This window comes from Streptomyces capoamus (assembly GCF_014654935.1).
In the GTDB taxonomy this organism is placed as follows: Bacteria; Actinomycetota; Actinomycetes; order Streptomycetales; family Streptomycetaceae; genus Streptomyces; species Streptomyces capoamus.
The window spans coordinates 27,941-37,974 of the sequence record NZ_BNBF01000008.1 but is presented as its reverse complement, the minus strand read 5'-3'; the positions used below and the strand labels follow the sequence as shown (position 1 = coordinate 37,974).

Genomic DNA, 10,034 nt, shown 5'->3' with positions numbered 1-10,034 from the left:
ACGATCCCGCACAGCGCACCCTCACCGTGGTGCGGGAGTTCCTCGGCCACACCCGGATGAACCGCTGGGGCATCGTCGGCGTGGCGCACTGGTTCGTCGCCGTGGGCTTCTTCACGCTGCTGCTGACGATCGTCAACGCCATCGGGCAGCTGTTCCAGGCCGACTGGCTCCTGCCCGTCCTCGGCGACTGGGCGCCGTACAACATCTACGTCGAGTTCATCGGCACGATGACGGTCGTCGGCATCCTCGTCCTGATCGCGATCCGCCAGCTGAGCCACCCGCGCAGGCCCGGCCGCAAGTCCCGGTTCGCCGGCTCCAACTTCGGCCAGGCCTACTTCGTCGAGACCGTCATCCTCGTCGTCGGTGTCTGCATCTTCATGCTGCACGCGCTGGAGGGCGCCCAGCACCACGTGGACGGCTACGAGGCCTCGTTCTTCATCTCGTACCCGGTCGTGTCCTGGCTGGAGGGGCTGGACGTCTCCACCCTGCAGAACCTGACCTACTTCTTCGCCGGCCTGAAGATCGCGACCTCCTTCATCTGGATGATCACGGTCGCCCTGAAGACCGACATGGGTGTGGCCTGGCACCGCTTCCTGGCCTTCCCGAACATCTGGTTCAAGCGCAACGCCACCGGCGAGACCTCCCTCGGCGCCCTGCTCCCGATGACCTCGGGCGGCAAGCCGATCAACTTCGAGGACCCCGGCGACGACGACGTCTTCGGCGTCTCCCAGGTCGAGCAGTTCTCCTGGAAGGGCCTGCTGGACTTCTCCACCTGCACCGAGTGCGGCCGCTGCCAGTCGCAGTGCCCCGCCTGGAACACCGGCAAGCCGCTCTCCCCGAAGCTGCTGATCATGTCGCTGCGGGACCACGCGCACGCCAAGGCGCCGTACCTGCTGGCCGGCGGCGGCAAGACCATGGAGGGCGAGGAGAAGGCCTCCGAGGAGCAGCTGAAGGACGTCCCCGCGGCCGCCCTGGCCGAGGCCGAGCGCCCGCTGGTCGGCACCGCCGAGGAGAACGGCGTCATCGACCCGGACGTGCTGTGGTCCTGCACCACCTGCGGCGCCTGCGTCGAGCAGTGCCCGGTGGACATCGAGCACGTCGACCACATCGTCGACATGCGCCGCTACCAGGTCATGATCGAGAGTGCCTTCCCCTCCGAGGCGGGCACGATGCTCAAGAACCTGGAGAAGAAGGGCAACCCCTGGGGCCTGGCCAAGAAGCAGCGCCTGGAGTGGACCAAGGAGGTCGACTTCGAGGTCCCGGTCGTCGGCAAGGACATCGAGGACCTCACCGAGGTCGAGTACCTGTACTGGGTCGGCTGCGCCGGCGCCCTGGAGGACCGCGCCAAGAAGACCACCAAGGCCTTCGCCGAGCTGCTGCACATCGCGGGCGTCAAGTTCGCGATCATGGGCGGCGACGAGAAGTGCACCGGTGACTCCGCCCGCCGCCTCGGCAACGAGCCCCTGTTCCAGGAGCTCGGCATGGAGAACGTGATGGCCCTGAACACGGCGTTCGGCGAGGAGCTGGACGACGAGGGCAAGGTCGTCGCGGAGTCCGCGAAGCCGAAGTCGGCGAAGAAGATCGTCGCCACCTGCCCGCACTGCCTCAACACGCTCGGCAACGAGTACCCGCAGCTCGGCGGCGACTACGAGGTCATCCACCACACCCAGCTGCTCCAGCACCTGGTGGACGAGGGCAAGCTGGTCCCGGTCACCCCGGTCGAGGGCATCATCACCTACCACGACCCGTGCTACCTGGGCCGCCACAACAAGATCTACACGCCCCCGCGCGAGATCATCGGCAAGGTCCCGGGCCTGCGCAACGAGGAGATGCACCGCCACAAGGAGCGCGGCTTCTGCTGCGGCGCCGGCGGCGCCCGGATGTGGATGGAAGAGCGCATCGGCAAGCGCATCAACAACGAGCGCGTCGACGAGGCCCTGTCGCTGAACCCGGACATCGTCTCCACCGCCTGCCCGTTCTGCCTGGTCATGCTGACCGACTCGGTCAACGGCAAGAAGAACGAGGGCAAGGCCAAGGAGTCCGTCCAGGTCGTGGACGTCGCCCAGCTGCTCCTCGACTCGGTCAGGACGCCGGTCGACCCGGCGGGCGAGACCGAGACGGAGAGCGAGCCGGAGCCGGAGCCGGTGAAGTAACCGCCCCCCGAGCCCGACGGCGCCCCCTGACCCGCACAGGCAGGGGGCGCCGTCGTACGTCGGTACGTGGGAACCGTCCGTACGTGGGTCCCTCGGTCCGTCGGTCCGTCGGTCCCTCGGTCCGTCAGGCGCCCTTGGGCGCGGCCTGCTGCACCACCTCGAAGGACCACAGCGTCGAGCCGGAGGCCGCCGGCCTCGGCCGCTCGCCGCCCTCGCCGCCGCCCTGGTGCGCGGACTTCATCGGCCCCTCCATCCAGGCCTGGAACGACTCCTCGTCCCGCCAGCGCGTGTACACGAGGTACTGGTCGGTGCCCTCGACGGGGCGCAGCAGCTCGAACCACTCGAAGCCGTCGGAGTTCTCCACCGCGTGGGCCCGCGAGGCGAACCGCTGCTCCAGCACCTCCCGCTGCTCGGCGGGCACGGTCAGCACGTTGATCTTCACTACGCTCATGGCCCCATCCTGGACCATGCGGCGGCCGGTGTCAGAAGGGGCACCGGCCGGGAGGCGCGGGCCTGGCGCCATGAAGGCCCGCCGTGCGACGGCCGTCCAGTTCCCCCGTGGACGGCACGCCCGGTGGCGGCCCGGAATCAGGACCGCGCCTGTTCCCCGACCTCGTCGTCCGGCGAGGGTGCCGCCGCCCCCACCCGCAGTTGCTCGGTGATCTGCACGAACGCGGCGCGCAGGTGTTCCGGGATGCCCAGGGCCGCCGCCGCCTGCTCGGCGGAGAGACCGGATGAGGACGTCCCGGACGGGGACGCCGAGGGCGCGGGCGAGCCCCCGCATGGTGTCCAGGTCCGGCATGCTCTGTCGCTGCAGCAGACGGGTGACGGCCGCCCGGTGCACGTCCGCGTCCTCGGCGAGCTTGGTCTTGCCGCCGCCGCGCGGGCTGTCGATGTCGTAGCCGCGCGCGCATCACGTCCTCGACCCAGCCGGCGAAATCCTCGAAGCTATTCTCGATGGGTAATCGCTCAAATGTTCGATCACAGGGAGAGCGGTGCGGGAGGATGGGGCCGAGTGACTAACAACGAGGGCGCGGTGCCGGGCGGGATCGACTACGTCGAGGCCACGGGCGAGCTGCGGCGCACGCTGGCCGAACGCCTGCGGGGTCGCCCCCTCCCTCCCGACCTCGTGGTCACCACGCGGTCGGAGATCGAGCGGCGTGAGTTCCGGGCATACGGGCAGGGCTGGCGCGACCGGGGCGAACACGAGGCGCGGCGGGCCGACGGAACGGATCCGGCGGCCCGGACGGCGGACGGCGCGAAGGTCCTGCCGTTCCCGCAGACGCCGGCACAGAGCACACCGGTGCCGCAGCCGCCGGCGTCCCGGTCGCCCGGCCCGCACGCGCATCCGTCGGGCCCGCCGACAGCGCGTCCGCACCCTTCGGACGACCTGTCCTGAGCGCTCAGTGATCGAAGAAGTCCCGGCGGTGCCGGCGTCGCCCCCGTCGCCGAACTCCTTGACCAGTCCCGCAGTTCCGCCAGGATCTGGGCCAACTCGGCCTCCTGGCGGCGGTTTCCACTCGCGTCCACCCCAGGTCGCCCTCACGATCGACCGCACCACGAAGGCCGGCCCCGCCCCCTCGCCGCCCCCGGCCGGGAACGACACGCCCACGTGCCTGATCGGGCGGACGCACGTTGCCTGATGCGCCGTCAACAGACAGTTGCGCACAACACACCGTGTCCGGGAACTCATTCCGCGACGCACCGAAAACCGGCAGCATGGACGCCGTTCCGGCGCGCCCGCGCCGGACTGCACGGACCCATCACCATGTGACGAAGGTGATGACGATCGCCAGCACGCAGAAGAGGAGCAGCATGCTTGAGCCGATGGCCAGCAGCAGCGCGACGCGGCCGGTCCCGACATCGTCAGGCATCAGGACATTGCTCAGATCCTGCGGGTCGTAGACCACCTCGACCGCGCCACCGACCGAGACGGGAGGCCACTTGAACAAGCCCACCTCGATCCGGTTGGAACCTTCCTCGACGGATAACTGCACCAACAGCCTGGTCCGACCGTTCTCGGTCCGGGTGGCCACACATCTCGCCCGCGCACGACGCCCACGCGTCCGCAAGGCACGCCCCCGCCGATAGATCGGCCACGCGAAGAAGAGTACGCACCCCGCAATCACGGCAACAGGAATCGCCGGCCCACCCATATCGCCCCCTCATCCACCCGCCTCCCGGCGGGTCAGTTCATGACCTCCAGGGACCACTTCGTCAGCGGCCCCCATTTCAGTTCCGGACCTTCCACCGCGAGCAGACCCTTCACATCCGGCACGGTGACGACGTCGTCGAAGCGATGACCGCGGCCCGCGAGGACACGGATGCACCGCCCCCGCTCGTCGTAGAGACCCAGCCGCCCCCCGGCGTCACCGAACTGCGCGGCGATCCGCGTTCCCGGTGCCGGGCACTGGAAGAACCGTGACGCACCGCCGCGGACCTTCGACGGCATGGCCGGCACGGACATCGCGTCCAGGAACCGCACCTTCCATCGGCCCGCCATATGCGTACCGCGAATGATGCGCACCTCCTCGCACTCCCCCGGCTCCAGAAGGATGTGCGCCTTCTCGCGCATCGCCCCGGACTGGCCGGCACGCTTCTCGGTGTAGCGCCCCCGCGGCCGGGTCACCCCGACGACCTGGAACCCGCCGGCGCTGCCGAGCCATCCCCACGCCTCCACGACGACAGCCCGCCCGCGCAGCTCGTCGGGCACCGGCACGATGCGCGACCGGTACCCGGAGAAGAAGCTCTTCTGGCCACCCACGCCGGACACCCTCCGCATCAAGTGCCGAGCAGCAGTCCGACGACCACTGCGCCTGTCAGGAACCCGGCCGCCATCGCAAGGTAGTACCTGGACTCGTAAGCGGTCAGCGGCCCCGTCCGCGGTGTGGCGTTCTGCTGGCGCTTGTCGGCGCCGGCCGGGACATCGGCCGCCCGCAGCAGCAGCCGCGGGTTACGGCGGTCCGGCAGGCGGACGAGGCGCACCGCTTCCCCGCCCGCGATCCCGAGGGCGATCACCGTGAATGCCACGGCCGGGGCGGCCGACTCCCGGGTGACCGCGATGCCCACGCACAGGGCGACCCCGAAGACGGTGAGATAAGTGGCGAGGAGCTGTCTGGCCGGAACGCGTCTGCGAAAGGCGAAGTGATAGCCGAGCAGGATCCACTGGCCCAGCCCCAGCACCAGGACGCAGCTCAGGACGACGGCAATGATCAGATTGCTGGTGTCCAGGTCGCACTCCGCCTGTAACCGGCCACCGCATGGCCCTCGTTGTGCCAGCTCGTACAGCAACGCGGCAGCCGCGGGTACGGCTGCGAAGAACACACCGACCCCCAGGACGTTCAGCCACCCCCAGCGCCCTCCTCCGACGGCTTCCTTCATGCCCCCACTCCTCGATGGTCGTGAACCGCCTCGCCGGGCCCCCGACCGAGACGTGAGGCCGCCCTCGAGGACATCCGTCACCGCGGTCTTCGCCCACTTCGGTACCAGCGGCTGAAGGGCTTCAACACGCCTTTGTAGAAGAAGTAGTCTGGCGTGTCGGCCAGTTCGTCCCACCCATTGTAGAGACGGACGTTCGCGATGTCGGGTGCTTCCGTGCGCAGTCGCCGGAGAACTTCTTGGACGGAGTCCTGCGCGCTGTACTCGCCGAGAAAGAGCCAGAAAACGTTACGGTCCGCCTCTTCGCGCAACCGGTCGGCCAACTCCGGCCCGTCTGATTGCGCGGCCCACAGGCAGAACAGCACCAGAGTAGGTGCCCCGTCCTCCGGAATCCTCCCAGCCAGGTCTTTGACTGCGAGAGCCACATCCTCGTCACGTCCTGCACCGTCCAGGCCGTGCTGGCGCATATAGCCCGCCAGCCGGTTCCTCGGCACCGCATCCTCGGTGAACAAAGGATCCTTCGACAGAACCGCCCAGTCCTCGATCCACTCAACGGCATCGGAGGGACGCAGTCGCGGCAACTGATGCGCACGCGAGGTGTAGACCCACACGTCTACATCCGACGTTTCGGAAAGGAACGATGCCAACAAGACTGCCCTGCGGGCGATGTCGGCCGCCATCCGATTTTCCAGGAAATACCGCTTGCCCACCGGAAACGCGAGTACAACTCGCGCCGAATTTCGCCTCACCCGTGCCCGCCGAGAAGCGGCAAGAACGGCCAGGCGCCTTTTCGTGTCGTGTAACCGTCTCTGCCCCGAACACCCGCCCTCACGACTCATGACGCACAGGCTACAACACAGATAAGGGAAGATCGACTACAGCCTGCGGAAGGTCGACGACAAGGGCGTCAATTTCCGCGGCACGCAGAAGGTGACGTGGAGCCGAATCGCAGAGGCGGACAAGGAGAAGGCTCGCCGGAAGCAGGTGGAACTGGAGGAGCGCCTGCATTCACTGTTCCTCGAAAAATCCCACGAGAGCGGCATCAAGGCCGCACAGGGATCTGCCGAGAAGGCAAATCGCGACATTCATGAACTCAGGACATCACTGCGCGCAATGGGCCAGTCCTCGATTCCCGGCACCGGAAACAAGAAGCAGGAATTCAATCAGATCAGGAACTCCATACGCTCGGCACGGGCACCGGTACGGACCCGTACGAGCCGTTCCCCGGACCGGCGTTCTTCGTGGCCGGCCGCCGCAGCCCGGTGATCACCGCGATGGGCCGGCGCCTGGTGGCCGAGGGCTGCGGCCGCTACGACCGGGGGCCGGGCCCCGACTGGACGGAGGCGGACCGCCGCTCGTACGCGGCCTGGCAGCGCAAGCTCGGCTACACCGGCGCCGACGCGGACGGCATCCCCGGCGGCACAAGCTGGGCGAAGCTGCGCGTACCGCGGGTCCACGGGAACGGAGCCGGCTGACATGACGGATTCGACCCGCAGGACCGTCCGTACGGCGTTCCAGACCCTGCTGGCGGTCGCGTCGGCGCTCCCGCTGCTGGCCGGCGACCCCCGGCTGGCCGACCTGCCCGCGTTCGCCGTGCTGGTGGCCGTGGCGACGGCGGTCAGCCGGCTGATGGCGACAGCCGCCGTGGAGCAGGCACTGCCGCGGTGGCTGCGCAAGGAGGAGGACGCGGACCAGGACGAGGGCCGGGACGAGGAGGAGGCGCAGTGACGGCGTACCCGGGTGAGGGGGTCGCGCTGGAACTGGAGCGCCTGCGCCGCTCGGTGGACGTGGGCTTCGCCACCACCCGCGGTGACCTGGCCCTCCTCCTGCAGCGCGCCGACCAGACCGACAAGACCCTGAGCGACCACGAGGACCGCCTCGACGCCCTGGAGCGCACCCGCTGGCCCCTGCCGTCACTGGCCGCGGTCGTCTCCTGCACGGCCCTCGCGGTGACCCTGTGGGAGGCGGTCGGCAGATGACCCGGCGGCGGGCGGCCCGCAGGTCAGGGCGGCTTCGCGGACCGAACGCCCGGCGACCCCCAGGAAACCCCGACGCGGGTGCTGACGGCCCCTTAGGGGATGTCACAGGTCGGCCGCAAAGCCGGGCCCGGACCACCGGGCCCGGCGCATCGGCCCTCAGGACCGGGTACGTTCGATGACGTGGCTGGATTCAGGATCGGACGCGGGGGCCGGGACAACCGCACCCCCCAAGGACAACAGGCGCAGCACGGACCGTCGTACGGGCGCGGGCACGGCCCGGCTCAGCCCGGAGGGCCGTCGTACGGCCGGCCGCCGTACGGCCGCCCGGGCCCCGCGGGCACACCGGGCGCCCCGGGCGCCCCGGGCCCCTCGTACGGCTACCCGTCGGCGCCGCAGCCGCCGTACCAGCAGCGGGGACAGTCGTACGGACACCCCGGGCCGGCCGACGACGGACCGGAGTACTTCGGCGACGGCGGCTACCCGGACCCCGGGCACGGCGCGCACGACCCGTACGCGGCCAACAACCCGGGCCACACCCAGGCCTTCTCCGTCGACGAGGCCGCCGGCTACACCCAGGGCGCGACCTACCACGCCGGCGCCGCCGCCGGGCCCGCCGCGCCGCTCGGGCCGCCCCTGCACTGGAAGGAACTGCTCAAGGGGATCCTCCTGTCCCCGAACGAGACGTTCCTGCGCATGCGGGACTACACGATGTGGGCGCCCGCCCTGCTCGTGACCTTCCTCTACGGCCTGCTCGCGGTCTTCGGCTTCGACGGCGCCCGCCAGGACGCGATCAGCGCGACGCTGTCCAACGCGGTGCCGATCGTGCTGATCACGGCCGTCGTGATGGTGCTCGGCCTGTTCGTCCTGGGTGTCGTCACCCACACCCTGGCCCGCCAGCTCGGCGGTGACGGGGCCTGGCAGCCCACGGTGGGCCTGTCCATGCTGATCACGGCCCTCACGGACGCGCCCCGTCTGATCGTCGCCATGTTCTTCGGCGGCGACGCGGGCTTCGTCCAGCTCCTCGGCTGGGCCACCTGGATCGGCGCCGGCGCCCTGCTGACCCTGATGGTCTCCCGCTCCCACGACCTGCCCTGGCCCAAGGCGCTGGGCGCGTCGGCGATCCAGCTGGTCGCCCTGCTGTCGATCGTGAAGCTGGGCACGTTCTGACCGCCCGGTGACGACCCCGCGAAGGGCCCCCGGCTGCCGTGCCGGGGGCCCTTCGCGTACGACCGGGACGTCTCAGGCGTCCAGCACCTGCCCCGCCCGCTTCACCACCGGCGGCTCGACGCTCCACGGGAAGTTGATCCACTCGTCGGTGCGCTTCCACACGTACTCGCACTTCACGAGCGAGTGGGACTTCTCGTAGATCACCGCGGAGCGCACCTCGGCGACGGTGTCGAGGCAGAAGTCGCGCACCAGCTTGAGCGTCTTGCCGGTGTCGGCGACGTCGTCGGTGATCAGCACCTTCTTGTCGGAGAAGTCGATCACGTTGGGCACGGGCGCGAGCATGACCGGCATCTCCAGGGTCGTCCCCACACCGGTGTAGAACTCCACGTTGACCAGGTGGATGTTCTTGCAGTCCAGGGCGTAGGCGAGCCCGCCCGCGACGAACACCCCGCCCCGGGCGATGCTCAGTACGACGTCCGGCTCGTACCCGTCGTCGGCGATGGTCTGCGCCAGCTCCCGGATGGCGGTCCCGAACCGCTCGTAGGTCAGGTTCTCCCGCACGTCTGCGCTGCTCATGCTGTCGTCGCCCTCACACCTGGGTCCGATGGAAATTGAGGTAGGACCGCGAGGCGGTCGGCCCGCGCTGCCCCTGGTACCGGGAGCCGTAGCGCTCACTGCCGTACGGGTGCTCCGCGGGCGAGGTCAGCCGGAACATGCACAGCTGCCCGATCTTCATCCCCGGCCACAGCTTGATCGGGAGCGTGGCGAGGTTGGACAGCTCCAGGGTGACGTGGCCGCTGAAACCGGGGTCGATGAACCCGGCGGTGGAGTGCGTGACCAGCCCGAGCCGCCCCAGCGAGCTCTTCCCCTCCAGCCGGGAGGCGAGGTCGTCAGGCAGCGTGATCACCTCGTACGTGGAGGCGAGCACGAACTCCCCGGGGTGCAGGATGAACGGCTCGTCGCCCTCGGGCTCGACCAGCCGGGTCAGATCGGCCTGCTCCACGGAGGGGTCGATGTGCGGGTACCGGTGGTTCTCGAACACCCGGAAGTACCGGTCCAGCCGCACGTCGATGCTCGACGGCTGCACCATGGTTTCGTCATAGGGATCGATCCGTACCCGCCCGGCGTCGATCTCGGCCCGGATGTCCTTGTCTGAGAGAAGCACGTAGCGAGGATACGCAAGGCGCACGGAGCCGTCGCAATCACGACAACCCCGCGCGCCCAGTGTGACAGCCCGGCTACAGCCGGTCGCCGTACCGCCGGCCGGCCGCCTCCACCGCTTCTCTCGCGGCTACCGCTTCTCCAGCACGACCGGCACGGCACTGCGGAGCCGGGCGCAGCGCGGGCACCGGACCAG

At 69.6% G+C, this 10,034-nt stretch carries 14 protein-coding genes and 1 pseudogene; 8 read left to right on the top strand and 7 right to left on the bottom strand.

Annotation, left to right across the window (positions count from 1 at the left end; genetic code table 11):
- Nucleotides 1-2,153: (Fe-S)-binding protein (locus tag IE312_RS14770; protein WP_229899756.1), on the top strand; the 2,153-nt coding region annotated here is incomplete at its 5' end.
- A gap of 124 nt (nucleotides 2,154-2,277) precedes the next feature.
- Here the strand turns inward: IE312_RS14770 and IE312_RS14765 are convergent.
- Nucleotides 2,278-2,604: an antibiotic biosynthesis monooxygenase family protein gene (locus IE312_RS14765; RefSeq protein ID WP_030342372.1), complete on the bottom strand. Its 327-nt coding sequence runs from the start codon at nucleotides 2,602-2,604 to the stop codon at nucleotides 2,278-2,280.
- 107 nt (nucleotides 2,605-2,711) lie between these two features.
- Between IE312_RS14765 and IE312_RS40070 the strand changes: the two genes are divergently transcribed.
- On the top strand, nucleotides 2,712-2,891 hold the full coding sequence (locus tag IE312_RS40070; protein WP_229899859.1) for a hypothetical protein: 180 nt from the start codon (nucleotides 2,712-2,714) through the stop codon (nucleotides 2,889-2,891).
- Nucleotides 2,892-3,168: 277 nt separating this feature from the next.
- Nucleotides 3,169-3,552, top strand: a complete 384-nt coding sequence (locus tag IE312_RS14755; RefSeq protein WP_189981906.1) for a hypothetical protein — start codon at nucleotides 3,169-3,171, stop codon at nucleotides 3,550-3,552.
- Between the two features lie 364 nt (nucleotides 3,553-3,916).
- On the opposite strand, the gene IE312_RS14750 is transcribed toward IE312_RS14755, so the two are convergent.
- The 4 genes from IE312_RS14750 to IE312_RS14735 form a co-directional block, all read right to left on the bottom strand.
- Nucleotides 3,917-4,189 (bottom strand): hypothetical protein, encoded by a 273-nt coding sequence (locus IE312_RS14750; RefSeq protein WP_190045861.1) that lies wholly within the window; start codon nucleotides 4,187-4,189, stop codon nucleotides 3,917-3,919.
- A 152-nt stretch (nucleotides 4,190-4,341) separates the two neighbouring features.
- Complete coding sequence (locus IE312_RS14745; RefSeq protein ID WP_189981902.1) at nucleotides 4,342-4,917, bottom strand: hypothetical protein; 576 nt, start codon at nucleotides 4,915-4,917, stop codon at nucleotides 4,342-4,344.
- A 17-nt stretch (nucleotides 4,918-4,934) separates the two neighbouring features.
- A complete protein-coding gene (locus IE312_RS14740) occupies nucleotides 4,935-5,534 on the bottom strand; it encodes a hypothetical protein (protein WP_189981899.1) in 600 nt (199 codons plus the stop codon).
- 77 nt (nucleotides 5,535-5,611) lie between these two features.
- Nucleotides 5,612-6,241: a VWA domain-containing protein gene (locus IE312_RS14735; RefSeq protein ID WP_189981896.1), complete on the bottom strand. Its 630-nt coding sequence runs from the start codon at nucleotides 6,239-6,241 to the stop codon at nucleotides 5,612-5,614.
- A 274-nt stretch (nucleotides 6,242-6,515) separates the two neighbouring features.
- On the opposite strand from IE312_RS14735, the gene IE312_RS14730 reads away from it, so the two are divergent.
- The 5 genes and pseudogenes from IE312_RS14730 to IE312_RS14710 all read left to right on the top strand — a co-directional run bounded on the left by IE312_RS14730 (nucleotide 6,516) and on the right by IE312_RS14710 (nucleotide 8,677).
- Entirely contained in the window at nucleotides 6,516-6,797 is a 282-nt protein-coding gene (locus IE312_RS14730; protein WP_189981894.1) for a hypothetical protein, read from the top strand.
- A pseudogene (locus tag IE312_RS14725) lies at nucleotides 6,743-7,006 on the top strand (peptidoglycan-binding protein); the annotation flags it as partial. The gene IE312_RS14730 and the pseudogene IE312_RS14725, both read left to right, overlap by 55 nt.
- 1 nt (nucleotide 7,007) lies before the next feature.
- Nucleotides 7,008-7,259, top strand: a complete 252-nt coding sequence (locus tag IE312_RS14720; RefSeq protein ID WP_189981892.1) for a hypothetical protein — start codon at nucleotides 7,008-7,010, stop codon at nucleotides 7,257-7,259.
- Complete coding sequence (locus IE312_RS14715) at nucleotides 7,256-7,510, top strand: hypothetical protein (RefSeq protein ID WP_189981890.1); 255 nt, start codon at nucleotides 7,256-7,258, stop codon at nucleotides 7,508-7,510. Before IE312_RS14720 ends, IE312_RS14715 begins: the two co-directional genes overlap by 4 nt.
- A 99-nt stretch (nucleotides 7,511-7,609) precedes the next feature.
- A complete protein-coding gene (locus tag IE312_RS14710; protein ID WP_189981887.1) occupies nucleotides 7,610-8,677 on the top strand; it encodes a Yip1 family protein in 1,068 nt (355 codons plus the stop codon).
- Nucleotides 8,678-8,749: 72 nt separating this feature from the next.
- On the opposite strand, the gene IE312_RS14705 is transcribed toward IE312_RS14710, so the two are convergent.
- Both IE312_RS14705 and dcd read right to left on the bottom strand, forming a co-directional pair.
- Nucleotides 8,750-9,253, bottom strand: coding sequence for a phosphoribosyltransferase (locus IE312_RS14705; RefSeq protein ID WP_189981884.1), 504 nt, complete (start codon nucleotides 9,251-9,253; stop codon nucleotides 8,750-8,752).
- Between the two features lie 13 nt (nucleotides 9,254-9,266).
- Nucleotides 9,267-9,842, bottom strand: a complete 576-nt coding sequence (dcd, locus tag IE312_RS14700) for a dCTP deaminase (protein WP_103814803.1) — start codon at nucleotides 9,840-9,842, stop codon at nucleotides 9,267-9,269.
- Between the last annotated feature and the right edge of the window lie 192 nt (nucleotides 9,843-10,034).